This window comes from Lactobacillus amylolyticus DSM 11664, assembly GCF_000178475.1.
GTDB lineage: Bacteria > Bacillota > Bacilli > Lactobacillales > Lactobacillaceae > Lactobacillus > Lactobacillus amylolyticus.
The window spans coordinates 1-26,433 of the sequence record NZ_ADNY01000004.1; the positions used below are offsets into that span (position 1 = coordinate 1).

18 protein-coding genes, 4 pseudogenes and 1 riboswitch are annotated in these 26,433 nt (G+C 35.9%); of the genes and pseudogenes, 14 read left to right on the forward strand and 8 right to left on the reverse strand.

The features are described from left to right. Window positions 1-445: 445 nt before the first annotated feature. Window positions 446-560: riboswitch (FMN riboswitch) on the forward strand. 103 nt (window positions 561-663) lie between these two features. The 4 genes from ribD to ribH are packed head-to-tail and all read left to right on the forward strand — an operon-like array spanning window position 664 to window position 3,977. Further along, window positions 664-1,728 carry a bifunctional diaminohydroxyphosphoribosylaminopyrimidine deaminase/5-amino-6-(5-phosphoribosylamino)uracil reductase RibD gene (gene ribD / locus HMPREF0493_RS00295; RefSeq protein ID WP_040456698.1) on the forward strand — a complete coding sequence of 355 codons (1,065 nt, stop codon included), beginning with the start codon at window positions 664-666 and terminating at the stop codon, window positions 1,726-1,728. Then, window positions 1,721-2,320, forward strand: coding sequence for a riboflavin synthase (locus HMPREF0493_RS00300; RefSeq protein ID WP_040456699.1), 600 nt, complete (start codon window positions 1,721-1,723; stop codon window positions 2,318-2,320). Before ribD ends, HMPREF0493_RS00300 begins: the two co-directional genes overlap by 8 nt. A 1-nt stretch (window position 2,321) precedes the next feature. Beyond that, the gene (locus HMPREF0493_RS00305) at window positions 2,322-3,500 is read left to right on the forward strand and encodes a bifunctional 3,4-dihydroxy-2-butanone-4-phosphate synthase/GTP cyclohydrolase II (protein ID WP_006351217.1); all 1,179 of its coding nucleotides are present in this window, start codon (window positions 2,322-2,324) and stop codon (window positions 3,498-3,500) included. 12 nt (window positions 3,501-3,512) lie between these two features. Continuing rightward, window positions 3,513-3,977, forward strand: coding sequence for a 6,7-dimethyl-8-ribityllumazine synthase (gene ribH, locus HMPREF0493_RS00310; protein ID WP_006351218.1), 465 nt, complete (start codon window positions 3,513-3,515; stop codon window positions 3,975-3,977). Window positions 3,978-4,024: 47 nt separating this feature from the next. On the opposite strand, the pseudogene HMPREF0493_RS00315 reads toward ribH, so the two are convergent. Together HMPREF0493_RS00315 and HMPREF0493_RS00320 are read right to left on the reverse strand one after the other, a co-directional pair. Then, a pseudogene (locus tag HMPREF0493_RS00315) lies at window positions 4,025-4,526 on the reverse strand (GNAT family N-acetyltransferase). Window positions 4,527-4,636: 110 nt separating this feature from the next. After that, window positions 4,637-4,975 (reverse strand): annotated as a pseudogene (locus tag HMPREF0493_RS00320) (FAD-binding oxidoreductase); the annotation flags it as partial. Between the two features lie 38 nt (window positions 4,976-5,013). On the opposite strand from HMPREF0493_RS00320, the pseudogene HMPREF0493_RS00325 reads away from it, so the two are divergent. Together HMPREF0493_RS00325 and HMPREF0493_RS00330 are read left to right on the forward strand one after the other, a co-directional pair. After that, a pseudogene (locus HMPREF0493_RS00325) lies at window positions 5,014-6,484 on the forward strand (MDR family MFS transporter). Next, window positions 6,484-7,017, forward strand: coding sequence for a DUF4811 domain-containing protein (locus HMPREF0493_RS00330; protein ID WP_006351226.1), 534 nt, complete (start codon window positions 6,484-6,486; stop codon window positions 7,015-7,017). The pseudogene HMPREF0493_RS00325 and the gene HMPREF0493_RS00330 overlap by 1 nt, the downstream one beginning before the upstream one ends. Window positions 7,018-7,078: 61 nt before the next feature. Here the strand turns inward: HMPREF0493_RS00330 and HMPREF0493_RS00335 are convergent, their stop codons facing one another. Further along, window positions 7,079-10,351 carry a DEAD/DEAH box helicase gene (locus tag HMPREF0493_RS00335; RefSeq protein ID WP_006351227.1) on the reverse strand — a complete coding sequence of 1,091 codons (3,273 nt, stop codon included), beginning with the start codon at window positions 10,349-10,351 and terminating at the stop codon, window positions 7,079-7,081. A 220-nt stretch (window positions 10,352-10,571) separates the two neighbouring features. Between HMPREF0493_RS00335 and HMPREF0493_RS00340 the strand changes: the two genes are divergently transcribed. From HMPREF0493_RS00340 to HMPREF0493_RS00350, 3 genes are read left to right on the forward strand one after another with little or no spacing between them, the layout of a single operon-like run. Beyond that, window positions 10,572-11,126 (forward strand): ECF-type riboflavin transporter substrate-binding protein, encoded by a 555-nt coding sequence (locus tag HMPREF0493_RS00340; RefSeq protein ID WP_006351228.1) that lies wholly within the window; start codon window positions 10,572-10,574, stop codon window positions 11,124-11,126. Between the two features lie 14 nt (window positions 11,127-11,140). After that, the gene (locus HMPREF0493_RS00345) at window positions 11,141-12,850 is read left to right on the forward strand and encodes an ABC transporter ATP-binding protein (RefSeq protein WP_006351229.1); all 1,710 of its coding nucleotides are present in this window, start codon (window positions 11,141-11,143) and stop codon (window positions 12,848-12,850) included. Beyond that, complete coding sequence (locus HMPREF0493_RS00350) at window positions 12,843-13,673, forward strand: energy-coupling factor transporter transmembrane component T family protein (RefSeq protein WP_006351230.1); 831 nt, start codon at window positions 12,843-12,845, stop codon at window positions 13,671-13,673. Before HMPREF0493_RS00345 ends, HMPREF0493_RS00350 begins: the two co-directional genes overlap by 8 nt. Before the next feature lie 38 nt (window positions 13,674-13,711). On the opposite strand, the pseudogene HMPREF0493_RS09295 reads toward HMPREF0493_RS00350, so the two are convergent. The 3 genes and pseudogenes from HMPREF0493_RS09295 to HMPREF0493_RS00365 all read right to left on the reverse strand — a co-directional run bounded on the left by HMPREF0493_RS09295 (window position 13,712) and on the right by HMPREF0493_RS00365 (window position 17,990). After that, a pseudogene (locus tag HMPREF0493_RS09295) lies at window positions 13,712-14,587 on the reverse strand (serine hydrolase domain-containing protein). 95 nt (window positions 14,588-14,682) lie between these two features. After that, a complete protein-coding gene (locus tag HMPREF0493_RS00360) occupies window positions 14,683-16,641 on the reverse strand; it encodes a hypothetical protein (protein WP_006351233.1) in 1,959 nt (652 codons plus the stop codon). A gap of 212 nt (window positions 16,642-16,853) precedes the next feature. Continuing rightward, window positions 16,854-17,990 (reverse strand): sterol carrier protein domain-containing protein, encoded by a 1,137-nt coding sequence (locus HMPREF0493_RS00365; protein ID WP_006351234.1) that lies wholly within the window; start codon window positions 17,988-17,990, stop codon window positions 16,854-16,856. Between the two features lie 361 nt (window positions 17,991-18,351). On the opposite strand from HMPREF0493_RS00365, the gene HMPREF0493_RS00370 reads away from it, so the two are divergent. The 3 genes from HMPREF0493_RS00370 to HMPREF0493_RS00380 all read left to right on the forward strand — a co-directional run bounded on the left by HMPREF0493_RS00370 (window position 18,352) and on the right by HMPREF0493_RS00380 (window position 22,250). After that, complete coding sequence (locus HMPREF0493_RS00370) at window positions 18,352-19,149, forward strand: ParA family protein (protein ID WP_006351235.1); 798 nt, start codon at window positions 18,352-18,354, stop codon at window positions 19,147-19,149. Between the two features lie 302 nt (window positions 19,150-19,451). Next, entirely contained in the window at window positions 19,452-19,742 is a 291-nt protein-coding gene (locus tag HMPREF0493_RS00375; RefSeq protein WP_006351236.1) for a hypothetical protein, read from the forward strand. A 1,239-nt stretch (window positions 19,743-20,981) separates the two neighbouring features. Continuing rightward, window positions 20,982-22,250, forward strand: coding sequence for a replication initiation protein (locus tag HMPREF0493_RS00380; RefSeq protein WP_006351237.1), 1,269 nt, complete (start codon window positions 20,982-20,984; stop codon window positions 22,248-22,250). A 582-nt stretch (window positions 22,251-22,832) separates the two neighbouring features. On the opposite strand, the gene HMPREF0493_RS00385 is transcribed toward HMPREF0493_RS00380, so the two are convergent. Next, window positions 22,833-23,696, reverse strand: a complete 864-nt coding sequence (locus tag HMPREF0493_RS00385; RefSeq protein WP_006351238.1) for an SPFH domain-containing protein — start codon at window positions 23,694-23,696, stop codon at window positions 22,833-22,835. Window positions 23,697-23,856: 160 nt separating this feature from the next. On the opposite strand from HMPREF0493_RS00385, the gene HMPREF0493_RS00390 reads away from it, so the two are divergent. Continuing rightward, window positions 23,857-24,492 (forward strand): M57 family metalloprotease, encoded by a 636-nt coding sequence (locus HMPREF0493_RS00390; protein ID WP_162041357.1) that lies wholly within the window; start codon window positions 23,857-23,859, stop codon window positions 24,490-24,492. A gap of 136 nt (window positions 24,493-24,628) precedes the next feature. On the opposite strand, the gene HMPREF0493_RS00395 is transcribed toward HMPREF0493_RS00390, so the two are convergent. Then, window positions 24,629-25,438 carry a site-specific integrase gene (locus tag HMPREF0493_RS00395; RefSeq protein WP_006351240.1) on the reverse strand — a complete coding sequence of 270 codons (810 nt, stop codon included), beginning with the start codon at window positions 25,436-25,438 and terminating at the stop codon, window positions 24,629-24,631. A 131-nt stretch (window positions 25,439-25,569) separates the two neighbouring features. Between HMPREF0493_RS00395 and HMPREF0493_RS00400 the strand changes: the two genes are divergently transcribed. Then, entirely contained in the window at window positions 25,570-26,382 is an 813-nt protein-coding gene (locus tag HMPREF0493_RS00400) for an alpha/beta hydrolase (protein WP_277751442.1), read from the forward strand. The last annotated feature ends 51 nt before the right edge of the window (window positions 26,383-26,433 follow it).

The following is a 26,433-nucleotide window of genomic DNA, read 5'->3' on the forward strand; positions in this document are numbered from 1 at the left end:
CTTTGCTCTTCATCAACAGGAATTGACAAAGAGCCCGAAAAATCAACTCCATCAGGTAGTTACATAAACATTATCTAGTAGTAAATTAACATATCCTCATAAAACAAAAAACAAAATAGGAAAATTAGACAATGTTATCTCGATGGATCAGATCCTCTCTTTCTGCTTTTTCCTTAAAACTCTGTCTTGTATTATAAATATTTTCGTCAAAAAACAGCGAAAATTTATAATTTACTGTTAATTATGAAGATGATACTAATTTCAGTAATTTAATATATACTTTTTTAATCTTGTTCATAATCCATTTACTAGCAAAAAACTCAAAAAATTTTTCTTCTCTTAAGCTTAGGTACACTTGAGATTTTTAGTTTTTGCACATATTATTTTATAAATTTCATGTTGACATAATATAAGTAAGCGTTTTACTATAAAAGCGAATTGAATAAATGTTCTTCGAGGCAGGGTGAAATTCCCGACCGGCGGTAAAGTCCGCAACCCGCATATGCGGTGGAATCCCATTTGGGTACCGATAGTTACAGTCTAGATGGCAGAAGAAAGATAGGTCTACGCTTTTTTGTGTTGGATTTATTTAACTCTACGATAAATAATTGGAGTCTCGAGAAATCGAGACTCTTTTTTTGTTCTTAAAGGGAGTGAATTTAAATAGAAAATGATAAATACTTCATGCAATTAGCTTTGCAAGAAGCATGCAAAGGTAGACATCAAACTTGGAAGAATCCTCTAGTTGGTGCCGTAATTGTTAAAGATAATCATGTTTTAGCTACAGGCTATCATCATCATTTTGGTGAGCGGCATGCTGAACGTGATGCAATTTCCAAATTAACCCCAGAACAATTATTCAATTCAACACTTTATGTAACTTTAGAGCCATGTAATCACTTTGGCAAACAGCCACCATGCTCACAATTAATTGTTAATAAGCATATTAAGCGCGTGGTAATTGCCCAAATTGATCCGCATAAATTAGTAACTGGAAAAGGAATTGCCGCTTTAAAAGAAAATGGTATTCAAGTTGCTACAGGAATTCTCGCAAATGAGGCACGAAAGCTAAATGAGCACTATACCTATTTTTACGAAACGAATCAGCCGTGGATTACAGTTAAGCAAGCTATTTCGCTTGATCATAAAGTTGCAGTCAGAACAAATCAGCGAACTAAGATCACCAATGATTTAGTTTATCAAAAAGTCCACAGCGAGCGGGCTGATTATCAGGCTATTGTAATTGGCAGCTCTACAGCAATTATTGATAATCCTAGTTTATTGACCAATGTCCATACCGATTACTCACCTATTCGCATCGTACTTGATCGGCGTGGACGATTATTAAAGCATCTTGATTTAAAACTATTTACTGATCAAAAAGCGCAAACTTGGATTTTTACTGAAAATAAGTCATTATCCTCGCATCCCTTTAACAACAAATTCGTACATTGTTTTTTCAGTAAAAATGACAGTATTGGCGCCATGATTAACGAACTTAAAAATCAAGAACTCCAATCGATTTACGTTGAAGGAGGACCTACCTTGGAAAAATCATTTTTAGATAATTATCTTGTTAACGAATTAATTACTTACATTGCGCCTGATTTACTTGGAGCAAACGGCGTTTCTGCAGTTTCTCCTTCTTCTTTTCATCATTTCAGTGATGTGAAAATTGATAAGCTTAATAATAACGTTCGGATTGATGAAAGGAAGCAAAATGTTTAGTGGCGTAGTTGCTGGCAAAGCAGAAATTGCCAGCATTAATAAAAAAGACGAAACAATTCAAATGACAGTTGCCTACACACGGAATCTTTTAACAAATATCAAAATTGGTGACTCGATTTCAATTAACGGTACGTGTTTAACAGTAGAAAAATTTAATGACCATCAATTTCAAGTAACGATGATGCCACAAACTTATGAAAAAACCACCTTCAAAAATCTTCAAGTTGGTGACAAGGTTAATGTCGAACAAGCAATGAAAGCTGACGGACGTTTTGAAGGACATATTGTTACTGGTCATATTGATAATGTTATTAAAGTTGCTAAGAGAAAAATCAACGAAAATGCAATTGAACTTTGGTTTACTATTCCAGCTAGATTAGAAAGCCAAATCGTTCCTCAAGGAAGTGTAGCCTTAAATGGTGTAAGTTTAACTGTCATGGACGTTAAAAATCACAAATTTTCAATTGGTTTAATTCCTCATACTCAAGACAAAACTAATTTAGTTCACTTACAGGTCGATGATGAAGTAAATCTTGAAACCGATATTTTAGGCAAATATGTACAAGCAAATTTAAATAAGGAGAAATTTTAAAATGGACGTTAAAAAAATTCAAAATGCAATTCAATGGATGAAAAATGGTGGTTTAGTAATTGTTGCTGATGATGAAGATCGTGAGTCTGAGGGTGATATGATCGGAATTGGCTCTAAAGTTACTCCTGAAAACGTAAACTTCATGACTAAATATGCTCGTGGTCTGCTCTGCACAAGCGTCGGTCGTAAAGTAGCCGAAAGATTAGAGCTTCCACAAATGGAAACAAATAATACTGATCCATATGGCACAGCTTTTACAATTAGCGTTGATTACAAAACGACAACAACTGGAATTTCCGCATATGATCGTGCCACAACTATTAAAGCAATTGCCGATCCCAGCTCCAAGCCTGAAGATTTCTTCCGCCCTGGTCACTGCTTCCCTCTTGTTGCTAAAGATGGTGGCGTTTTAGAAAGAAATGGTCACACTGAGGCCTCAGTAACTTTAGCTAAGCTTGCCGGCGAACCCGAAGTTGCCTATATTTGTGAAGTTATGAAAGCTGACGGCCATATGGCTCGTCGTCCGCAGCTTCGTGAAATTGCTAAGGAACATCATATGCCATTTTTAACTATTGCTGAATTACAAGAATACGTTAAAAGTCTTGCGAGTAAACCTTCAGAATTTGTAAATTTTCCAACTAAATACGGTAATTTTAAAATTAAAAGTTTCGCTGGTGAAGATCTCGCAATCTTAAAAGGAAAAATTGATCCAAATAAGCCTATGCTCGTTCGTCTTCATTCTGAATGTATGACTGGCGATACATTCGGTTCAATGCGTTGCGATTGTGGCGACCAATTACACAATGCTATGAAGCAGATCGAAGAAAATGGCAATGGTTTAATTCTTTATCTGCGGCAAGAAGGACGTGGAATTGGTTTAAGCAATAAACTAAAAGCTTATGCTTTGCAAGATCAAGGTTACGATACTTACGAAGCCAATAAAATTTTAGGTTTTGAACCAGACGAACGTAAATATCAATCAGCTGCTAAAATCTTGAAAGAATTAGGCATCTCGCGTATTAATCTTTTAACTAATAATCCAGACAAGATTGATCAATTAGAAGAATATGGTATCAAAGTCGAGAAAAGAATTCCATTAGAAATTCTAGCCAATAAAATTAATCATGATTATTTAGTAACTAAACGCGATAAATTTCATCATATGTTAAAAGCAATATAAAAGGAAGAAAAAATGACAAGATACGAAGGAAATTTTCAAAATAGTAATGCAAGAATTGCAATCGTTGCTTCAAAGTTCAACGAAATTGTTACTCATCATTTAGTCCACGGAGCTCTAGCCACATTAAAGCAGTTCGGTATTAGTGAAGAAAACATTGATGTATATTGGGTTCCTGGGTCTTTTGAAATTGGTTTTGCTGGCAAAAAGATTCTTAATAGCAATAAATATGACGGCATCATGACCTTAGGAGCCGTAATTAAAGGCGAAACAGATCATTACAGCATGATTATTCAAAATGTTACTAATGCAATTATGCAAATGAATTTAGAAGCTGAAATTCCTGTTACTTTTGGAATTTTAACTACCGAAAATATCGAGCAAGCTTTACAGCGGTCAGGTTTAAAGGTCGGCAATGAAGGCAGTTCAACGGCACAAAGCTTATTAGAAATGATTTCATTAAACAAAATAATTGCATAAAATAAATCATATCACAGTAAAACGCACTTCATTAGAGGTGCGTTTTACTATTTCAATTCTTTCACCATGTTATACATAGTTTCACCTTCGGGTGTTGGAATATTATTGGCTTTGCCTTCATTGTATATCCATTTAATTCATAAAAAGCTATCAACGGTGTCAAACAATTAAGCAAAATCGCCTTTCTTCCCTGCTTTTTGGCTACTTCATCCATCTTCTTCAATAAGTGACTGGCAATTCCATTAAGACGATATTTTTATCAACGATTATAGACAGAATCATCTGATATAGATCATTCTTGCGATTAGGATGATTGGCAAAATAAATTTCATCCTCAATATATCGTTTAGAAAAAGCTGGGCCAAAAGTATAGCCAATAACTTGATCTTTTTCTTTATCCTCCGCCACCAAAAAAGGTATCAGGATAATTTTCAATGCGGCCAATCATATCCTTTTTAGTTATATCTTTTTCATATGAAAGGCTTCAGACTCTAAATTTACAACAGTATTCAAATCATAATTTTTCACGTTGCGATAAATTATTTTCATCAATATACTCTCCTAAAATAAATTTATTTGACGCATTTTGACAGTCTCATTTGTTAGTATTAATGGCGATATATTTTATCAAAAAGGACCAAAAATTATTTTATAAAACTTTATTTATCTTTTAAAGGAAATACCTTATCTGGATTAATTACTTCATTTGGATCAAAGACATGTTTAATCCTCGTTAATAATTCTACATAATCTTTACCATAAAATTGTTCAAAGTAATCTTTTCGCGCATATCCAATTCCATGTTCGCCGGACATATTGCCATCCACTTCACGTGCTTTCTTATAAAGTTCTGAAATAACCAGATGACTCTTTCTAGCAAATTCTTCCTTTGAATCATTATCTGAACAAAGATAAATATGCAAATTACCATCATCAGCATGTCCAAAATTAGGAATTCTCATTCCAACTTCCTGTTCAAGTTCTTCTATTCTAGTTAATGCTAACAGTTTTTACAATGAGTAAAGGAGGACAAAGCATGAATAAACAACCTGTTGACATTCATGACAAAAAATACAATCGAAACTTGCTTGTATTAGTGCTGATCATCGGCTCATTCTGTACGGTTCTAAATAGTACCCTGCTTTCAACCGCACTTCCTTCAATTATGAAAGATTTCAACATTAGTACGTCGACCGCAGAATGGCTTTCAACTGCCTTCTTGCTGGTTAACGGCATTATGATTCCAATTTCTGCTTGGTTAATCAATCGTTTCGGTTCTAAAAAAATGTATCTGACAGCAATGGCAATTTTCTTCATCGGAACAGTTACTGCGGCCGTTGCGCCTAACTTCGCACCTTGCTTGCCGGAAGAATCATTCAAGGCTTAGGTGTTGGTGTTACCATGCCGCTGCTTCAGACGATTATGCTTTCCATTTTCCCAGCTGACAAGCGTGGGGCTGCCATGGGAACCGTCGGAATCGTTATTGGTCTGGCACCCACCATTGGCCCAACGCTTTCCGGTTTGATCATCGACAATTTATCATGGCGCCACCTTTTCAGCATTATCGCACCAATTGCCGGCATCGTCTTGGTACTAGCATTTTTCTTAGTTAAAGACGTGCTGCCAACCAAAGAAGAAAAAATCGACATTATTTCCGTTGCTACTTCTACTATTGGATTTGGTTCACTCCTATACGGTTTCTCAGAAGCTGGAAATAAAGGCTGGCCCAATCCTGGAATTTTAGCCTTCATCGAATTCGGAATTATCTTCATTATTCTATTTGGCATTCGTCAGCTTAAAATGTATGATCCCTTCCTGGACATCACCGTTTTCAAGCATTTTGAATTCTCACTGGCCGCTATTCTTTCAGGTGTTACCTACCTTGCTATGGTCGGAATTGAAATGGTGCTTCCGCTTTACATTCAAAACTTACGAGGTGAATCAGCCTTCCATTCAGGTTTGATTTTATTACCCGGGGCATTGATGTTTTGAGTTATGTCACCAATTACTGGTAGAATTTTCGATCGCTATGGTGCCAGAAAGATGGCTACCACCGGTATGACATTGCTAACACTTGGTACAATTCCATTTGTTTTCTTAACCGAAAATAGCTCATTCTTGATGATTATTATTCTTTATGCAATCAGAACGATTGGTGTTGCCCTCGTTATGATGAACTTACTACTTTCGGTATGAACTCTCTCCCACTAGATAAAATTTCACACGGAACCGCAGTTAACAATATTTTCAGACAAGTCTTGTCATCAATCGGTACTGCCATTTTGGTTTCTGTTTTGACAACAACTCCCACCAACAATATGCCGGCAAAATCAATGCTTAAGACTTTGCCATTGCAATACAAGAGCGGTGCAATCAATGCCACATTGGATGGTTTCCATGCTGCTTTTGCAATTAGTATCGTCTTTGCTTTGATCGCACTTGTTCTTTCATTCTTCTTGAAAAAAGGCAACCGTGCTTGTGAACGTGCAGAGGAGGTAAACGGTTAATGATTTTAATTATTCTGATTTTGGCAGTTATTGTTTTCATCTACTTTAACGTCATCCCTAAAAAGGGCCATACCCCTCTCGCCTGGCTTTCACTAATTGTTGCTGTGTTCTGTATTGTAGGGATCGTTGAACATGACTACAATCATTTTGGTATGAAAGCCGAAACGACCACGGTCAAGAAAGATTTAGTATCCTCCGCATCCCCGAAATTGCCCATCCTTCTTTATCAACCATTAGGCAATGGCACGGAAAAGGTTTATTTATACAAAACCAATAATGCGGATAAGAAGCCTACGCCAACCAAGACTGATAAAACAACTTCAAAGGTAGTTAAGAATGCATCGAGCGCTAGCGTTACAGTTACAACTAAGCGTTATGTCTTCAATAACGGTCTTGATTCGTTCTTATTTGGCTGGTTCGGCCATAATAATGAACTCAAGAGTCGGGAATATACTTTCTCAGTACCAAAGACTTGGCAAGTTCTATCAGTAAAGCAGGCTAAGTCACTAGCAAACCAGCAAACGAAAAAATAAAATCCATTTCCCGGGAAATTACAAAACCAAAAAAAGGCATTGCCACACAGCAATGTCTTTTTTATCTTTCCAAAATATTCAGCAAATCTGCGCGATCTAGCGTACTTGAGCCAAAGCCTTTGCCACTTAAGACTTCATCAGCGAGTTTTTCCTTGCGTTCTTGCAATTCCACGATTTTTTCTTCAATCGTTCCTTTGGCTACCATCTTATAGATCTGGACATTATGTTTCTGTCCGATTCTGTGGGCTCGGTCAGTAGCCTGATTTTCCGCTGCTACATTCCACCATGGATCATAATGGATTACAACATCGGCACTTGTTAGATTAATACCCGTACCTCCAGCCTTCAATGAAATCAAAAAGATGGCCGGATGGTCCAATTTATTAAACTGCTTGATCAATTCTTGGCGCTTTTGCTTTGGTGTTGAGCCAGTGATTACGAAAGTTACAATTTTAGCTTGCTTAAGTTTTTGTTCAATTAGCTCAAGCATTGAAGTGAATTGCGAAAACAGCAGTATCTTGTGTCCATCCGCAATTGAGTCTTCAATCAATTCCATTGTTGCAGCCAGTTTAGCCGACTTGCCACGATAATCTTCATACAAAAGATGCGGATCACAACAGAGTTCACGCAGTTTTGTGATTGCCGCCAGGACTTGAAATCTTTGCTTCTTGAAATCTTTATCATCCTGCTTATTCAACTGGGCAATCAATTTTTGCGTTTGGGCTTGATACAATTCATCCTGTCTGCCAGACAATTTTGCATAAATCACTTGTTCATCCTTTTCAGGCAAATCTTTCAGCACATCTTTCTTTAGCCGGCGCAAAACAAATGGCGCAATAATCTGACTTAGCTGCTTTCCCTTCTTTTTATCTTCATCTTTGACGATCGGCTTTTCGTAATTGCTTCTGAAGTATTCATACTCACCCAAAAAGCCAGGCATCAAGTAGTCAAAAATACTCCACAATTCGCTCAAATTATTTTCAATTGGCGTGCCTGTCAAAGCCAAACGATGTCGAGCATTAATGATCTTAACTGCTTTTGAAACTGCGGCCTTAGCATTTTTGATATTTTGGGCTTCATCGATGACTTCAAGATCAAAGCCAATTTTTTCATACAATTTCAGATCCCGCTTTAAGGAATCATAGGAGGTAATTAAAACCTGATCGGTTACCCTTTCCAGTTGTTCACGCCGCTCCTTTTTACTTCCGCCCAAAACAATCATTTCGAGTTCAGGTGCAAATTTCTTAATCTCGGCTTCCCAGTTATAAACAACTGAGGCAGGCACCACGATTAAGCTTGGCAGCTTGGTCTTTGCTTTACGAGCAAGCAAGACGGAAATTACCTGCAGCGTTTTGCCCAGACCCATTTCATCTGCTAAAAGTCCGCCCAAGTTATAATCCAGCAAAGTCGTCATCCACTGGTAGCCTTTGACCTGATATGGCCGCAATACCTTCTTTAATGAAGCCGGAATTTTGTTTTTCTTCACCTTTCCCTGCTCCAGATCGGCAATCAAGCGATCAAACTCATCATTACTGGTGAATTGCAGACTATCGCGATTTTCGAGCATTTTTTCGAGGTAAAAAGCACGATAAGCAGGTACGGTCATTTTCCCTTTAACAAACTGCTTTAAGCTGATCCCCAGGTTCTTCATAATCAAAGAAAGATCTTCCAGGGAAGGCGATTCCAGATTCTTCATTTGCCCATTGCGCAACATGAAGTAATGCCGCTTTTGCTGGTAGGCATTTAAAATTGTCTGAATATCCTCTGCTGCCAATTTTTCACCGGAAACAGTCAAATCAAGCGTATTCTCACCCAGTCGAATCCCTAAACTGACATTAAACTTGGTCTTCAAATTGCCTAACAGCCGTTTAAAAGCAGCGGTGGCCTTCACCTGCCCTGCTTTCTTCAGCTGGTTAATGCCATCGTCAAAGAAAGCATCGATCCGGTCACTGGCATCAATTGCCAGGCTGTATTTCTGCTGCTCCTTGTCAAAGGTAAAACCTTGCTCTTCAATTAACTGCTTTGCAGCCTTTTCTTTCTCAAATTCACGTTCCGTTTCATCATTGGTCTTTTTCTCTAATTGATACTCTTTTTCACCGTATTTCGCTACTGGAGTACAAATAATTTCCCTATCTTGAAAGTCCAAGTTAAAAATAATTTCTGCTTCAGGCGGCAGCGTATCGACCAGCTTTTTCATCCCCGTCACAGAAAAATTGCCGCTCTTTTTGATTTTAGGCAAAATCTTGTGGCCCAACGTCTGCAAAGTTTGCGCACCAAAAGTGAGCTCCTCGCCCATATGCAGGCCATAACGTTTCAAAAATATTGGATCAACATTTTCATATTTGGTCCAGCTGTTCATCCAAAAGTAGTAAAATGCCCGATTTCCTTCGATTAAATTGTCCATCTCATATGATGGCACCAGATAATCGATCTTAATTCTTGCAGTCTCATTTTCTGTATCAGTGCGAATCTTGAATTGCAATCGATCCTGACTGACGCGATAATCAATCGGACGATTGTCATGATAGAGCGTAACGCCACGCGCCATCAGTTGATCGATTTGATCTGCTAAACTTTCATTAATCGGTAATTCTTTAAAGGCACGCAGAGAAAAATCATCGCGTGCAATCTGTACGGTTTCATCGTGATCAATAATGCTCTCAATCAAGCGATACCAAGCTAAACTGTCATCATCAAAGTCATCTATTTCAACCGTTCGATTGAAGTATTTTCCTAATTCCAATTCGTGGTGCTCGCGCACACTATCGACTAAGCCAGGCAAACTCTGCAGCTTATACAAGTGCGAATCCTGACCAATTTTAAAAGTTAAAACGGGAAGGCCGCTGTAGCTGACTGGATCAAACTGTGCCCGCAATTTAACCGGCAGCCTATTTTCGTCTTCAGCAAAATGATTAAGCACGATGCGCGCCGAAGAGTTGGTATTTTCAGTAGGATTTTCAATCATGAAGTAATACAAAAATTCGATCAATGCGACAATTTTGAAAGCATCGGTCGAAAAGTTGCGAATCATGGAGTTAACGGTGATCTTTTCGACTTTTTGTCTGCTAAATTTGATTTTAACCTCAAAATGCAAAAAGCCATTGGCAAGGTGCAAATCAAATAAGAACTTTCCTTGTTTCAGCGGGCTAAAATCATGATCTTGAACGCTTAATTGTTCTTTAAGAACGCTGGCCTCTTGGTATTGACTGGCAGTGAATTGTTCATCATCTATTATCTTTAGAGGATCATAATCCAGTTGCGTATTTTGCAGCTCGTCTAAAAAATCTGGGTTAAGATAATCAATTAATTTTTCTTTCTTATCAAAATCGGCCATTGCTCCAACTCCTCGTTTTCAATCATTAACTACTATTATCCCAATTTTTAGCCGATGGAGGAAATATTTTTAACTAAAAGTAAGCGATTACAGAATCCGCACAATACATTCATAGGCAAAGCAAATGTGCGCATTTTAGCTTGACAGTGAGCTTATATGAGTCTTTAATTAAAATTGTTAATCATACATTTGGTTTTTTCAACTTTACGAGGTGTATTTAATGAATCAAAAAGGTCTATCAGTTAAAAGTGTAGTTGCCATTGGGATTGGTACTGCGATCTATGTAATTTTGGCTCGTTTTACTTCTATTCCAACTGGTATTCCCAACACTAATATTGAAATTGTTTATCCATTTTTGGCATTGCTAGCAACGATTTACGGACCAATCGTTGGTTTCAGTGTTGGTTTTATCGGTCACGCATTGAGTGACTTCTTAATGTATGGTCAAACTTGGTGGAGCTGGGTTCTTGCCACAGCCATTCTTGGATTAATCATTGGTTTGTACAGCAGAAAACTCGACTTGGAGCATGGGGTTTTCACAGGAAAGCAAATGTTCTTCTTCAACCTCATCCAATTAATTGCCAACTTGATCAGCTACGTAGTAATTGCGCCAATCGGCGACATCCTGATTTACAGTGAACCTGCAAACAAGGTTTTCCTTCAAGGCGTAACTGCTACTGCTACCGACTTCATTGCAATCCTAATCTTAGGTACGATTTTGCTTAAAGCATACGCTGCAACGAAAGTTAAGAAAGGTAGTTTACACAAAGATTAATTAAAGGAATTTACATGAATAAGCCTATCATTCAATTTAAGGATTTCAGCTTTAAATACGACAGTCAAGCTGATCCAACTTTGAAGCACATCAACTTAGAGATCAATCCTGGTGAAAAGATTCTCTTAGCTGGTCCTTCAGGAAGTGGAAAATCGACAATTGGCCGTTGCTTAAACGGGCTGATTCCTAATGTGGATCATGGCGAACTCAAAGGGACTTGCTTAGTAAATGGTAAAGATATTACCAAAGCAAGCCTTTTTGATTTGTCATTTACCACTTCAACAATTTTGCAGGATTCAGACAGTCAGTTCATCGGAATGACGGTTGGTGAAGACATTGCTTTTTCTCTTGAAAATGATTGTTTCACACGTGAAACAATACATCAAAATGTCGACCGCTGGGCCACCGAATTAAAGCTCAAGGACTTGTTAAAGCAAGCTCCACAGACCTTATCCGGCGGACAAAAGCAAATGGTCGTTTTAGCCGGAGTTTTGGTTGATGAATCGCCTATTTTGCTGTTTGATGAGCCATTAGCAAACTTGGACCCAGCTACTGGATTAAAAACCATTCAATTAATTGACCAAATTCAAAAAGAAGTAAACGCAACGGTCATTATTATCGAGCACCGAGTTGAAGAAGTGTTAGCAAGACACGTCGACCGCATCGTGTTAATTAGCGATGGTGAAATCATTGCCGACAAAGCGCCAAACGCCTTGCTTCACCAAGATCTGCTAGAATCCGTTGGCGTTCGCAGTCCTTTATACATCAAGGCCCTCGAAAAGGCTGGCGTGGATCTCAAGCAGCTGCCCGATATTTCTTCAATTGACGCTTTGCCTGAAGAAAAGAATATCGCTGAAAAATTGCAATCTTGGGAAAATAAGCAAGTGCCGCCTAAGCAGAAGACTGAAAAACAGCCTTTGTTAACTTTGAAGAATGTTGGCCACCGCTACAACAAATTGCAAAAGCATCCCCTGCACGACGTCAATTTAACCATCAACCAGGGCGATTTTGTTTCAATTGTTGGTCAAAACGGCGCCGGTAAGACAACTTTATGCCGCATTATTTGTGGTTTTATCGAAAACGAGGGACAAGCCTTCTTCAAGGATCAAAACTTAGCTGACCTCTCAATTAAAGAGCGTGCTGAAAAAATCGGCTACGTCATGCAGGATCCCAACCAGATGATTTCACAAAAAATGATTTTCGACGAAGTAGCTTTAGGACTGCGCCTGCGCAACGTGCCTGAAGAAGAGATCAAAGATCGCGTTTACCAAACGTTAAAGGTTTGCGGCCTGTATGCCTTTCGCAAGTGGCCAATTTCTGCGCTTTCTTTTGGTCAAAAAAAGCGGGTCACAATTGCATCGATTCTGGTCTTAGAACCTGAATTAATAATTTTGGACGAACCTACCGCAGGTCAAGATTGGAAAACCTACACCGATATCATGAACTTCTTGCGTGAACTAAATCAGCGCGACAAAACCATCATGATCGTCACTCACGATATGCACTTAATGCTTGAATACAGCAAGCGCAGCCTTGCCTTTGCCAATGGTCAATTGATTGCTGATACGAAGCCAATTGATTTGCTCACAAACGCTGATTTAGTCAAAGAAGCATCACTCAAGCAGACAAGCCTGTTCGAATTGGCAAAACACTACAATTTGACTGATCCGAATGCTTTCGTCCAAGCATATATTGATTCTGAGGAGGCCAGCCAACATGCATGATGATAAAATTTTAGGTTACCAGCCTGGCAACTCCTTTATCCACCATTTGAATGCCACAACCAAGCTGATTTTTCTGATCTTGGTTTCAATTGCCTGCATGGTCACTTATGACACCAGATTTTTAGCCGTCATTTGTCTTTTCTCATTGATTTGCCTAAAAATCGCAGGCATCAAATGGAAACAAGTTTCATTCGTCGTTAATTTCATTATTGTTTTTGCCATTATCAACATCATTGCGGTCTTCATTTTTCAGCCTACTTATGGTCAGGATCTGTATCAAACCAAGCATGTGCTGATTAGTGCTGGCTATTTCACTGTCACCCAGGAAGAATTATTCTACTTGCTAAACGTGATTTTGAAATATATTTGTTCCATTCCGTTAGTGCTGCTGTTCTTGCTCACGACTAATCCGAGCCAATTTGCATCCAGTTTGAATAAAATTGGCGTCAGTTATAAGATCGCGTACGCGGTATCGCTAGCTTTGCGCTACATTCCGACTGTGCAGACCGATTACTGGGAAATTTCTGCTGCTCAGCAGGCCCGTGGTAATGAATTGTCGAAAAAGGCCCATTTAGTCAAGAGAATCAAGGGTACCTTGAACATCGTTATGCCGTTGATTTTCTCAAGTCTTGACCGAATTGATATCATCAGTACGGCCATGCAGCTGAGACGCTTTGGCTCTAAGAAAAAGCGGACCTGGTACGTTTACGAGCCATTCCAGCTTAAAGATTATTTGGTAACGGCATTAGCATTCATTCTGGTGCTAGTTGTGGTTGTCCTCTGGCACGTCAACAGCGGCCGCTTCTTTAACCCATTTAGATAAAAATAAAAGTCTTCATGAAACCAATCATGAAGGCTTTTTTACTTGCTCAAAAATGTTCCGGACTTGATGTGCTTCAAAATGCGATAGCCGATTGCCTTGTTGCGACTGGTACCATCTTTTGTTTGATTCAAAAACATGACGGTGCCATTCTGATTATCGCTGGTCAATTGGACCCAGTTGCCAAAATAAGTGTTGTGCACATTGCCGTAGGCCAGCTTCAGCTGACCGCCGTTTTTGATATACATCCCACCAGAATAGGTTGAATCTTTTCCCGGCAAATGAGTTAGTGCATAAAATTGCTTTACCGTGGCAGAATAAGAACTACCCGTTGTCTTGCGAATAATGCCCGCAAGCAAGACAAAATTGGCATTATTGTAATTCCACTTTCCTACTTTTTTCTCCGTATTTTTCGTGACATGCTTTACGATCCAATTAATTGCAGCTGCTTCTGAGTAGCTTTTGTTGCGTGGCTGCTCAGTATTTGGAATATCAATCCCTGAGGTATGCGTCAATAAGTTGCTAACCGTAATTTGATTAGCATTTCTCATTTTTGGATACCAATGAGAAATTGGCGTCGATGTGGTAAATTTTCATTGATCGATTAATTGCTGAATAATGGCACCAGTCACGATTTTTTGAATAGAACCAGTGGGATACACAATTCTACTATTGCCATTTGAAATTCTTTTGCTATGAATGGCATCGCCATAGCTGATTTGCTGCGTTTCACCATTCTTAATCACTTCAACCGAACCATAAGCATGATAATGAGCTAACGTTTTTCTAACAAAAGAGCGCATTTCGCTGCGATTATAGCTGGCCGCATGAGTCAGTGTTGATGTTGTAGCAGCTTCACAGCATAAAAATACTCCTCCAGTCAAGATAAGCAGTCTTTTAAATAATTTTATTTTCATTTGTTTTCTCTCCCTTTTTATTCACTTGTTAAGACTACCATGACTAGAAAGTTCTGCAATAAAAAATCCTGAGGAATCTTCCCCAGGATCTATTTTTATTTAAAAACTACGTTCTTTGCAGGTACCCATGCATTCTGCACATGAACAAACAATTGCTTGTTGATCTTTTTAATACCTTTTACTGTGATCTTTTGCTTAGCAGCGAGTTGTTTTTTAGTCTTTTTACCTTCTTTAGTATATAAATTTGTCTTTTTGTTTTTAACGTGAATAGCAGTGTCAAGTTTAATTTCGTGCTGGTCAATTAGCTTAAGTAGTTTTTTAAGGCTCACAGATTGCCATTTTGAGCCAATTAGAGCATAAATCTTACCCTTTTTGATCTTAATTTGACTAACTGATGTCTTTTTCTTCTTTTGAGTCGGCTTTTGAGTGTTTTTGACAGCAGCTGTTGTTTGATCTGCTTCTTGCTTAACCAGCAATCTAATCAAAATGTGAGTCAATGAGTTTGGCTTTTCAGCTGTTTTTTGTTTTTCTTTTTGCCAGTCTGTCTGCTTACTTGCATCTTTCTGCTCAGTTTTATCTGGAATCTTAATATCAGTCTGAGTGCCATCTTCAGTTTGCGTACCACCAATAGAAGTTGGAGTTTCTTCTTTTCCTTGGTCTTTCTGCTTAATTAATTCTTCATATTGCTCAATCAAGGCCTTATTTGTATCAATCTCTTTATTCCAATCATTTTGGGCAGCCTGCCAAGCCTTGATTCTGTTCAGCTGCTCATCAAGCGATTGATTATGAACCGCGATTTCTTGATTATGAGTCTGAATCTTTTCTTCTAGAGCGGAAATCTTATCTAACTGTGATTGCTTGCTCGCCTGCACTTTAAGCAAGTTGTTATTAGCAGCTTCGTAGTCTGATTTCTTTTGCTTTACTTGTTGTTCATTTGAGTTAATTTGAATATCGAATTGAGCAAAGACCTGCTCATTTTCTGCAATTTCACTAGTTAATTTATTAATTTGGGCTAATAAATCACTGTTTGCTTGCTCTGCATCCTTTATTCCCTGTTCCAATTCAGCTTTCTTGCCTTTGAATTCATCTAATCCAGCTTTATGATTTTCTTCCCATTTTGCAATAGCAGCTTTATTTTTATTAATCAATCTCAAGTAATTTTTTCTGTCTAATGGAAAATTGCCTCTAAAAAATTCAAAATTAGCTTTCTCTTGTACCGTTCTTTTAATTTGTTCCTCAAGTGCAGTAAGTTGTTGCTTTTTATCTTTTAATTCAGCTGCCTGGTCATCAGAAAATTTATCTTGCAGAATTTTTTCTAAAACAGCAATTTCATTGTTAAGTGTTGTTTTTTCTTGCTCATACTTTTCTAAATTCTTCTTGCGTTTCGCAATTTCGGCCTCATTTTTTTCTTCAGCCTCATCCACTCCAGAGTATAAACTTTCAGACATTGCCAATAGTCTCAAAAAATTTTCGTATTCTTCATCTGTTGGCTTTTTCTTTTCTAGTTCTGCAAGCTTCTCTTTTGCTTTATCAACTGCTTCTTTCTTGCCTTCTACTTTGTCTTTTGCCTCTTTTAGCATCTGCTTGGATGAAGTTAGATTCTCATTTGCCTTTTTCTTTTTAGAAATAATTACATCAAGTTCGATCTCAATTGTCTCTTTGTCATGCTTTTTTGCATCCAATAAAGTTTGAGCACCTTTTTCTGATTTTTCTAAAACTGCCAATTCTTCACTAGCCTTATTTTTGTCTTCTTGTGCATCGGCAAGCTCATCCTTTGCCTTAGCTAATTTATCCTGCAGCTTTTTCAAATCTTCTTTAGCATTCTTTATAAGTTCATCGTGATGATTAAGTTGATCAGTTAATTTTGCAATTTTTTCTTTCTTTTCAGCAACTAACTTTTCTAATGAATCTACTGAATTATCAATAGAAATATTTTCCTTATTATTTTTTTCGGAAGCTTTCACAGTTGGGCTTCCTGCTGCTAGAAAGGCACCTGCTAAAGCTGCTGATGCCAACAAAGTAACAAATTTTTTCTTTTTAGTGTAATTAAACATAGTACAATCTCCTATACTTCTTTATTTTTATGTCTCTATGTTTTAATTACGTAAAAATCTTGAATTTTACCGAAATATTTTCAAATTTTTCGAAGAAGTAGCCTTCTATTTATATATGGATTTATAATTAGATGTATAAATATAATTATACTTAAAATTATAAAAATAGCATATTGTTATCTTTATACAGATATCAATATGCTTATTTATTATTAATAATTTTCATAAAACGAAATTGTGCCTTTTACGAAGTCATTGTCAGGATGCTTCTTACCCCTGATTTCTCCGTATTTTATAGCTTTTTCCAAAGATAGTTCGCCGATCAAAACTTTTGTCCAAGCAGAAATACTTCCAGAGTAATCTGGCTTTTCTGTAGTCTTAATTACCTTTACTTTTTTGTCGTCAAAATCAACTTTCCACTTGTTGTTATTCCATGGGCAAATATTATCATCAGTAACTTCAACTACAAAAGATTTTTGATAGATTGGCGTCATAAAAGATAATATTTTTTCAAAATCAATAATTCTCGACATCAAATGTGGAATAACTTCGATTGATAATTCTTCCTCTTCTGAAAAAAAATCTTCTAATCGACTTTCAACCGGCATAAAAATACGATATTTGGTTTGCGGAGTCCCAATTTGAGCCAAATAGCCAAGAAGACTCTGCAGTCCTTCACCAGAAGTTGCAAACATTTCTTCAACCACAATCGTATCTCCCTTTTGGCGGAAAAACATATAAGACTGCGGTAATCCAATTTTACCGAAAAAGACTGCAAGCTTTCTATTTGGATGAATTCTTTGAACCAGATTCCACCACCAATATGGTCTGTTCATAGTATTACGTTCAATATTGCTGTGAAGCGGAACCTCATATAATTGAGCAGCACCGTTTTGGATGATTAAATCTGACCAATAACCACACTTTACTTTTCCAGAAATTGGAATTTTTTTGTCTTTAATTGCATCAAAATTAAACTCATATTTTTTGCGATAGACTGTATGAACAAAATCTTGTTTTTCAAAGAACTCCTCATGTTCTGTGTGAATATTAACATAAGGGATTTCTTTGTCATGCAATTCGTTGAAAATATCCTTAATATCACTCTTACACTCTTCAACATTAATAGCCCGACTTAGAACTGCCATTTTGGTCCTTTCAGTAAAAACACGGCTATCAAAAATGTTCAACAGGATTGCATGTTTGACTTTGTCATTTTCATCTATATCGCCATATACTTCACCATAATGATAAAAAGATTTTAGATTGGGGTCAGATCCAATACCCTTTCCCTTTTCTATATTAGATGAAAATTGCTTTAATATACGATCTGTTTTCTCCAGTTTCATACTTCAATTCTAGCATTAATTAGGGTCTTGATAAACATTTAAGTTTAATTATTTTTTAACATAAAGAAGCTAGAAATATGTTTTTATATATGTTTCTAATGAGGCATGTATTTATTTATCTAAATCTATGTATATTAATACGTATATTCTATATTTTAGTGCTAATAATAAAGTGGTTTATTGTCACTTGATCATAATTAAATCAGCTTTTATAGCAAGTTATATTATATTTATATGTATCTCTATCTTTGCACGTCTATTTCTTATTATGCTGGATAATTATTAAAATCATTTATATGCTCTTATTTTTGATCTATGGTATCATTTAAATGAGATGATTTTAAAAGAAGGACGATGAAATATGAAAATTGTATCTTTTGCTGCTATTAAAGGTGGTGTGGGCAAGACCACTCTCTCCTACAATTTTGGTGAATGGTTAGCCAAGCAAGGCAAAAAAATTCTTTTCATTGATTTAGACCATCAATGCAATTTAAGTCAAACTTATGAAGTTTATGGAGATCAAAAAATTGGAACCGTTGCTAATATCTTTCTTCGAAAAGACGATGTAACGATTAATCATGTTAAAAAGAATATTGATTTAATTGCAGGTAATATGCACCTAGATGATATTGAAACCAATATCGAAAACATGACCAATAAGAATATGCGCTTATACATGTGGCTTAACAATAATTACGATAAATATGAGTTAGGTCATTATGATTACATTATCATTGACTGCCACCCAGACTTCTCTACTGCTACAAAGAATGCAATTATAGTAAGTCATGATATTATCAGCCCTATTACTCCAAGTAAACACGGTTTTGATGCAAAATTTAACTTGCAAGATCGGATTGATGAATTAAGAAAAGAAGCTATTGAATTTAGCACTGGAGAAAGTTATGTAACAGCCAAGCTTTATTTTGTAGCAAATCTTATAAAAAGAAATACTTCATCATCAAATGAAATGCTTGAAAGTATCAAAGACGATCCTTCAGTAATTGCAGTTATCCCTGAAAAGGAATTATTCAACCGTTCTAATTTAGATGAAACACCTGTAGTTGATATGAAGGACGATACAAGAATTTACAACAGAAACTACAATTTCTTCCAAGAATTCGATAAAACATTTAAGCAGATTGAAGATAAATTATAATGTAAATGAGGATTATGTATCCTCTTTTTTTATGCCTTTTTTTCCCCCATCATTGCTGGCATAGTGAATTACTTATAAATATATTTATCTTTATGTTTTTGTATGTACTACTAATTATACTTCTATGTAGATTTGCTATTATTAATCTACTGCTACTGTTAGGTATATTGCTTCTTATCAAGATATTGCTATGCTATAGTCTATTAATAAATGTTTTATATATTAAAGAAATTAATATAGTTGCAAATATAATTATAATTGTGTGTATAATAGAGTAATGATAAATCAATGGAGGTAATTTTATGGCTTTTAATGGACCAAAGAAGAATGCTTTCGAAAATACGAAACAAACTCACGAAAAAATGACAGAAGCTTTGAACAATAAACCTGAAGTTGAACAAATTACTCAACCACCTGTAGTAACTTATTCAATGCCAACTAAAACACCTATTCAAAAAGAAAAAGTAAAACCATTCACTTTTACATTAAAACCAAGTAATAGAAAAGCTTTAAACAGAATTGCTAGAAGACATGGTTTTTCATCAACTAGTGCTTTTCTTGATGAATGGATCGAATCAAACAAAGACGCTTAATTAATTTTATTGGAACACATTTTGTGTTCTTTTTTTATTTCTTTTGCAGTAATACATGATTTTTGTGTTTTACTGCTTTTTTTATTTTTATTTGCTCTGTGTAAGGTCTTTTAAAACCATTTATTATAATCCTTTTAATTAACCCTTTAATTCCCTTTAGCAAACGTAAAAAGCTTACGTATTACTGGGATCACAAAGTTAAAAAACGACGTCTCATGGACAGAATAAAACGTAATATTTCTTTGTGAGAGTTATATTACCAAGGTTAATCAAGGTTGCTTAAAAGAATTAATAAGAGTGACATTGTATGGAGCATAAAAATGCTGAAAAAGTAGCAAAAACATTAATACATTAGGCGTTTATTCTAATTTTAATAAGAGTGACATATCGTGGATTACTTAAACGACTCATTGTGGAGTTAAGGGTGACGTCCTATGGATGTGGATTTTTCACTGTTTTTAATAAGGGTGACATTGTGTGGAGAATACTTATCCACAGGGCTTTTAAAAGATTTTTACTATTAAGAGTGACATCTTATGGAGTAAGGAATATATGCTTCTTCTAAATGAATAAAGGTGACGCTGTATGGATACTAGATATTCCAGTAAATACTTAGTTTTCTTAAGAAATTACGGATATCTTGTAAACACTAGACCGGGTGTATCATCAGGAATAAGAGTGACACGTCATGGAGTTTTTATTATGAAGTTAAAAGTAGAAAAATGCTTTTTTAATAGTATTTATGGCTAATTTCTAGATTTTGCTCCATAAGATGTCACCCTTATTAAAGTCGAATATATTTTAATAAGGGTGACATCTCATGGAGTATTTTTTTGTTTTTACCTTAAAACTTTGTTCTAAACTACAATATCTTGAATGAAAGCTTAAAAAGATCGCAGAAAAGGCTATAAAAACACTATATCTTGTAGTCAAATATTGATTTTACAATAACAGTGACGTCATATGGAGATGATTTTTTAGTCTGAATAATAGTGACTTCTTGTAGAGGTAAAATATTTAATTTAAATAAGAGTGACGCTTCATGGAGACATAAAAACGACGCAATATAGAGCTAATGAATAAAGGTGACGTCATATGGAGCAAATTTTAATAAGGGTGACGTCATATGGAGCAAATTTACTCAAAACTGTTGTGAGTACTCTAAAATTGCTATATAGTAACTCTAAAAAAAGGAACGACGTCTTAATTGATAAAAGTCGTTAATTGGAGTGAGCAAAGATGTCAATAAGAAAAAGACCAGTTCAAAAAATCATAAAAATTGATAATCGATTCAATGATGACCCTATTTTTGAACCAATTGATAGTTTGCCAGAAATTAACAGCAATATTTTTTGGCTTATTGCTGCGCAAGTAAAGGATCAAGGCGGTAACAGAATTACTCTTACACCTGATCAAATTAAGCGTGAAGTTGGCTATAATAGCCATATTTCCAACAAGCAAATAGCTAAAAATGTTGATGAAACTTTCTCTAGATTACTGACAATTCAGCTCTCAAAAGAAGAAAAAGATGAAAAAACCGGACACACCAAAAAAATTCGGGAAAACATCTTTAAACGATCAGTTGTAGACACTGATACTTTAGAGACCAGTGTTGAGGTTAGTGATAGCTTTTTGTACTTGTTCAACCACTTGGAGCACTGGACACGCTTCTCAATTACACAATATGTTCGTTTGCATTCTAACTACTCACGCAAGCTTTTCCGTTTGCTGAAACAATGGAGAACCGTGGGACGCAAAGAGTATAAAATCGACGACTTCAGAAAACGTCTGCAAATTCCAAAATCTTATCGCCCAACTGATATTGATCGTAGAGTTTTGACTTTGTGTAAAGAGGAACTTTGTGCAAACTTTCAGAACTTTAAGATCACCAAGAACTATCGTAAAGGTGTCAGAGGACGTAAATTAGAATCATATATCTTTACTTGGGTGCCTGAAAAGAACAATCAACAGGACGTTTATTACGATAGTAGCATCGAAGATACTAATTCAGTCTTCTATATCAAGTCCAATCCTTATATGACCGAGAAGGAGAAATTTAGGGCTCTGGATCGTTTTTACGGCTTTACCCTTGGTACTAGCCAGAAGGAATATAAGAGCGGCCATTTGCACTCTTATTTCTTGCCAAACAAGCTTCATAAACGTCAAAGACGTACAGCTTTCAACAGATCTGATTTAAAGTCTTTAGCGCAATATAAACACGCTCAGTTTGCTCAATTGTTGGCTGTTTATAAAGAAGTTAACAAGAAGGGCTTTTTGACACCGGAAGACAAAGAAGATATGGCTTTGCTCAAGATGGGCTATGAAAAGTCTGAAAAGGATCGTGAACGCGATCAAATAGCAGAAAGGGAAAGACTTAAAGCACTTGAAAATAATGCTCGAGATTTACAAGCGAGAAGAGATAATGGTCATTACTCAATTGATTTTTCAAGAGCTGGTCAAGATTTAAGTGACAGTTTATCTTTATTTGATCCTGATAATTATCAATAAAAGTTGAAAATAAATTTAAAGATTCAAGAGCTATAGACAGCTAAAAAAACTGATCTATAGCTCTTTTTTATCTATAAAATATAATAGATAAATATAAAACACTTTATAAGTATTATGATAGAAATATTTAGAATAATATGTGTATAACTAAATATAAGTAAAAAGATATAAATAAAGATAAAAATAAATATTCATATCATTGCATAGATAAATTTAAAAAGGCTCCAAAAGAGGTCATCGATATTAAAATTTATTAATAGACGACTTCAATTGGAGCTTTTGCTTTTAATTTTTATAAAAAAATGCATAAAGATAAATGTAGGCCTAAATATCTTCGTAAGAATATTTCTTTTTACAATAATAAGGATAAATCTAAATATAAAGTACATTATATTTAGGTTAATTTGAATTAAACTACGTCATTTGGAAGCATAAAGATAAATGTATTATTACATATAAATAATTAGATACTGAATATTATAAATAGGAATATAAAAACAAGTATAAATATAAGCTGAAATAGTGCTGCACGAAAAAAGGCCATATAGCTCGGTTTATGAGCTATATGGCCTTTATAAATTATTAGTTATTGCTTTTATCCCAGATTTTTTTTGCTGCGGGAATTTTTCCTAAATCAGACATATCATCTTTGTCCAAAACAACTAAATTATTTGCACCATTGGCTAACTGATTAAAGGTATCCAAACTTTGATTTCTGAAGTAACCTTCACCAGCTTTGTCCAATGCATTTTGCAATTTATCAATTCGATAAGCATCAGCATCAGCTTGGGTTCTGACTGCTTCCGCATTAGCTTTTGCAGTTGCAACTAAAGCGTTGTTTTTAGCTTTAGTAGTCAACTCAATGTTGCGGGCTTCACCTTCAGCCTTAGCGATGGCTGCTGTTTTTTCGCGATCGGCAGTTAATTGCTTGTCCATGGCCTTTTGAATTTCAGGGCTTGGTAATAATTCATCAACATTGACTCTGACAACGCGAATACCGTAAACATCCGTTAAATCACCAATTGCTTTAGATAATTCAGCGTTAATCTCACTAGTTGAACCCAAAGCTTCGTTTAATTCCATTCGCCCAATAATGTCACGCAAATGACCACGGATCAACTGTACCATTGATTCAACAGAATCGGTGTTGTTGTAGAAGTAGCGAAAAGCATCAGTAACCAAGTAGTTCAAGGTTAAACTAGTTGTGATTTCAGCGTTATCTTTGGTGATAATACTATATTTTGAAATTTCCAAAGGCTGCAAAGCTAAACTTACCTTGCGTACTCTTTGAAAGATCGGCCAAATAAAGACCAAACCAGCCTTAACAGTGCGTGAATACTTACCTAGCGTTTCAATTAATCCTACATAGTTCTGCGGAACGATTCTCAGTCCAGCAAAGAAATAAATAAGGATTAAAACAACAATTATTGTAATAAAGATTCCCATAATCTATCCCTCCGAATCTTAAATTGCGGCTATTATCTCACTTTTTTGAAAAAGAAAAAAGCTATTTTAAAAAGTAATAAGCACTTGCATAAGGTGCTTTGCTTCTAGATAATGAAAGGTGATTACGGGTAAACAAAATAGTTGAATAGTAAGCATGATTATGAAGAAGATATTTAAAAAGCTGATAATCCTCACAATGCTGCTTGGTGCCTTTAGTCTCAACGCACCTGAGATTACGACGCCTAATATCGTACAAGCGGCTAAGCATAAGACTAAGAAGACAAAGGCAAAGACAAAATCAAAAACTAAAAAACAAGCCAAGTCGACTAAACGCAAGCTTCGCAGGAAAAAGGTTGCAGTTCATCACTTAATCCCTTGGGCTAACGTATATATAGCAATTTCGAAATCATCGCCAGATTATCAACCAACGATTGACGCAATCAATGCTTGGAACAATACCAAAACGGTAAAATTAAATATCGTTGGCAGTACGAAAAATGCTTTTATCATAATCAGCAATGCCGATTATGGTAATACAGGTTGGGCTGGTGAAGAGCAAGAGCATATAACCCAAAGCAAAGTTTATTCAACCATTCATTTGAATGATTACTTTTTAAATCAGGTTGACTATAAAATAAAAGTCGATGTAGCTGAGCACGAATTAGGACATTCAATTGGATTAAATCATTATGATGCTGGTCCTTCAGTTATGAATCCGATTATTGATCCTAACCACGCATATTCAATTCAACCGATTGATATTCAGATGGTTAAAAAAATGTATAATGAAAAATAAGTGTTTGATCTTGCGATCAAGCACTTATTTTTTACTCAAATTATTTATTATTATAACTATAATTATAAATATAATTATAATTATATTTCTTAATGCAAATAAGCAGATAAAAATATTTATCCATCTATGAAGAATATCAATTGTTAGCTGTTGATGGTAGTTTGAACTCGACCAGTTCATTGTAAAGCTGCATGTTTCTGCGGTAATAAAAAAGTGTTTTGTCATTAGCATGCAATAATTGCTCAAGCTGCTGGTCAGTTAAATCTTTTCGGGTTAGAAGGGAATAAACAAAACTTAAACGAAGGCTTTGCAAGGTAATAGGCATTCCGATCAATTTACGGTCAGGAAAACAGCGTTCAGCAATATGAAAATCATTTGGATAATAGCCACCGAATTTTTTACCTAAAATATAGGGATTATCTGAAAGGTCAAAATTAAGGTGGTCTTTTACGTACTCCCGCAAACTTTTGCTTTCGATCTTTTTAATAATTGTTTTGTAGCGTAAGCGCAACACCTCATCGGGAAGATAACCTTGGGCGATTCCCAGCATCATCATGATTGTTTCGGAATGAATACTTTTAATTTGTGCAATTTCGGGCAAATGACTCATCCAATTAATAATGTAGACGCGATGACGATTAAATTTGCGACCGTTGACTTCAATTATCGGATACTGATCAACCAGATGATGGCTGTACAAAAAAGTATAGTATTGTTTAATGTGGCTTAGATACTTATTGATGGTGTTTTCTTTAAGACCTAGCTTTGTTTCTAAACTATTAAGAAAGTTTTGGATATCAGAAGCCTGTACCTGATTAATGTCGCTTTGATCAAGATATTGCCAAAAAACAGTCAGAGAACGGTTTACCACTAACATGGTATTGTCAGCGTTGTGCCGCTCGTGCTTGCAATAATGATTGAATTCTTTTTCGTAAGGGTAATTCATCGAGATGCCTCATAAAAGTAAAAATGTGTTACTAAATCTATTATAGCGGAATCTTAAAATTGAGCTTAATGGGAAAACAGAATAAAATTGTTTATATGAAGAAAATAAAATTAATAATAATACTTATATTTATGTGCATACTTTCAGCGTGCAGTATAAATCGCAATACTGTCAAAAAGACGAGCGTAACTAAAACAGAACTGCGACCGACTTTTAAAGATACTCCAACCGTGTATTTTCACGGGCTCATGGGTAGCTATAAAAATGAAGAGCCACTGGCCCAGGCTGCTAAAAAGCGGGGGATAACTACCAGCGTGACTAGGGCTAATGTAGATAAAAAAGGCAAAGTTAAACTGATAGGCACGATCAAGAAAAATGCCAAGAATCCATTAATTTTGGTAAATTATCAGGATAATGTGCAGCCGAGCTTTAAAAGAAATGGCGTTTATGCCAGTAATGTCGTCAAAGCTTTGAAGAAGAAATATCATATCAATAAGGTAAATATGATCGGTTATTCGCTCGGCAACATGTCGATCATCTATTACCAGATTCAAAATGGCAATAAATCTTCTATGCCGCGGCTAGTCAAAGAGGTCAGTCTTGGCGGCCATTATGATGGTGCATATTTCAAAGAATTGCCGCCAGGTTTTCGTCAGCCGAAAGGACTAAAGCTTGATCAAAATGGCAAACCAAATAAGATGAATCAAACCTATCGTGAAATGACAGCTGTGCGCAAGATTTATCAAAAACACTCGGTCCAAGTACTCAATATTTTTGGCAATATTGGCAATCAAAGCGACGGTGTCGTTGAAACAGCTTCGGCAAAATCGCTGAAATATTTGGTGGCTGATCGTAATTATCAAGAATTTGAAGTTACTGCTGACCATGGCAGTTTGCCTAGTAATGGCAAGGTCTTGCAAAAGACTATTAATTTTTTGTGGTAAAAAAGGTCAATATTTAGTTTAGTAAAATATCAATTTTGCCCTTGTTTTGAT

What these genes read in the sequence shown, in the direction of transcription:
- HMPREF0493_RS00300 (WP_040456699.1), top strand. Translation starts at nt 1,721, where the DNA reads ATGTTTAGTGGCGTAGTTGCTGGCAAAGCAGAAATTGCCAGCATTAAT.
- HMPREF0493_RS00305 (WP_006351217.1), top strand. Translation starts at nt 2,322, where the DNA reads ATGGACGTTAAAAAAATTCAAAATGCAATTCAATGGATGAAAAATGGT.
- ribH (WP_006351218.1), top strand. Translation starts at nt 3,513, where the DNA reads ATGACAAGATACGAAGGAAATTTTCAAAATAGTAATGCAAGAATTGCA.
- HMPREF0493_RS00330 (WP_006351226.1), top strand. Translation starts at nt 6,484, where the DNA reads ATGATTTTAATTATTCTGATTTTGGCAGTTATTGTTTTCATCTACTTT.
- HMPREF0493_RS00335 (WP_006351227.1), bottom strand. Translation starts at nt 10,351, where the DNA reads ATGGCCGATTTTGATAAGAAAGAAAAATTAATTGATTATCTTAACCCA.
- HMPREF0493_RS00340 (WP_006351228.1), top strand. Translation starts at nt 10,572, where the DNA reads ATGAATCAAAAAGGTCTATCAGTTAAAAGTGTAGTTGCCATTGGGATT.
- HMPREF0493_RS00345 (WP_006351229.1), top strand. Translation starts at nt 11,141, where the DNA reads ATGAATAAGCCTATCATTCAATTTAAGGATTTCAGCTTTAAATACGAC.
- HMPREF0493_RS00350 (WP_006351230.1), top strand. Translation starts at nt 12,843, where the DNA reads ATGCATGATGATAAAATTTTAGGTTACCAGCCTGGCAACTCCTTTATC.
- HMPREF0493_RS00360 (WP_006351233.1), bottom strand. Translation starts at nt 16,641, where the DNA reads ATGTTTAATTACACTAAAAAGAAAAAATTTGTTACTTTGTTGGCATCA.
- HMPREF0493_RS00365 (WP_006351234.1), bottom strand. Translation starts at nt 17,990, where the DNA reads ATGAAACTGGAGAAAACAGATCGTATATTAAAGCAATTTTCATCTAAT.
- HMPREF0493_RS00370 (WP_006351235.1), top strand. Translation starts at nt 18,352, where the DNA reads ATGAAAATTGTATCTTTTGCTGCTATTAAAGGTGGTGTGGGCAAGACC.
- HMPREF0493_RS00375 (WP_006351236.1), top strand. Translation starts at nt 19,452, where the DNA reads ATGGCTTTTAATGGACCAAAGAAGAATGCTTTCGAAAATACGAAACAA.
- HMPREF0493_RS00380 (WP_006351237.1), top strand. Translation starts at nt 20,982, where the DNA reads ATGTCAATAAGAAAAAGACCAGTTCAAAAAATCATAAAAATTGATAAT.
- HMPREF0493_RS00385 (WP_006351238.1), bottom strand. Translation starts at nt 23,696, where the DNA reads ATGGGAATCTTTATTACAATAATTGTTGTTTTAATCCTTATTTATTTC.
- HMPREF0493_RS00390 (WP_162041357.1), top strand. Translation starts at nt 23,857, where the DNA reads ATGAAGAAGATATTTAAAAAGCTGATAATCCTCACAATGCTGCTTGGT.
- HMPREF0493_RS00395 (WP_006351240.1), bottom strand. Translation starts at nt 25,438, where the DNA reads ATGAATTACCCTTACGAAAAAGAATTCAATCATTATTGCAAGCACGAG.
- HMPREF0493_RS00400 (WP_277751442.1), top strand. Translation starts at nt 25,570, where the DNA reads ATGTGCATACTTTCAGCGTGCAGTATAAATCGCAATACTGTCAAAAAG.